1 protein-coding gene is annotated in these 712 nt (G+C 61.4%); it reads left to right on the top strand.

Features of this window, described 5'->3' with window-relative positions:
- A partial coding sequence (locus ACFPCV_RS38280) for a 2-oxoacid:ferredoxin oxidoreductase subunit beta (protein ID WP_378062401.1) occupies positions 1 to 712 on the top strand: 712 nt, incomplete at both ends.

Below are 712 nucleotides of genomic sequence, written 5' to 3'. Positions count from 1 at the left end.
GAACATCGTGTTCATCTCCGGAATCGGATGCTCCTCACGATTCCCGTACTACATGAACACCTACGGCATGCACTCCATCCACGGCCGCGCCCCCGCCATCGCCACCGGCCTCGCCGTCACCCGCCCCGACCTCTCAATCTGGGTCGTCACCGGCGACGGCGACGCACTCTCCATCGGCGGCAACCACCTCATCCACGCACTACGCCGCAACATCAACCTCAAAATCCTCCTCTTCAACAACCGCATCTACGGCCTCACCAAAGGCCAATACTCACCCACCTCCGAAACCGGCAAACTCACCAAATCCACCCCCATGGGATCACTCGACCACCCCTTCAACCCACTCTCCCTCGCCATCGGCGCCGAAGCCACCTTCGTCGCCCGCACCCTCGACAACGACCGCACCCAACTCACCTCAATCCTCACCGCAGCCGCCCAACACCGCGGCTCCGCACTCGTCGAGATCTACCAAAACTGCCCCATCTTCAACGACGGCGCCTTCGACGTACTCAAAGAACCAGGCCAAAAAGAACAACGCCTCATCCCACTCGAACACGGCAAACCCATCCGCTTCGGCACCGAAAACGAATACGCCGTCATACGCAACGACTCCGGCGGGTTCGAGGTCGCGAAGGTCAGCGAAGCCGGCGAGGACCGAGTAGTCGTACACGACCCGTCGATCAACGACCCGTCCTACGCCTTCGCACTCTCC

Source organism: Actinophytocola glycyrrhizae, assembly GCF_042653545.1.
Taxonomy (GTDB): domain Bacteria; phylum Actinomycetota; class Actinomycetes; order Mycobacteriales; family Pseudonocardiaceae; genus Actinophytocola; species Actinophytocola glycyrrhizae.
The sequence above is the reverse complement of the archived record's forward strand: the minus strand, read 5'-3'. Positions and strand labels throughout refer to the sequence as shown.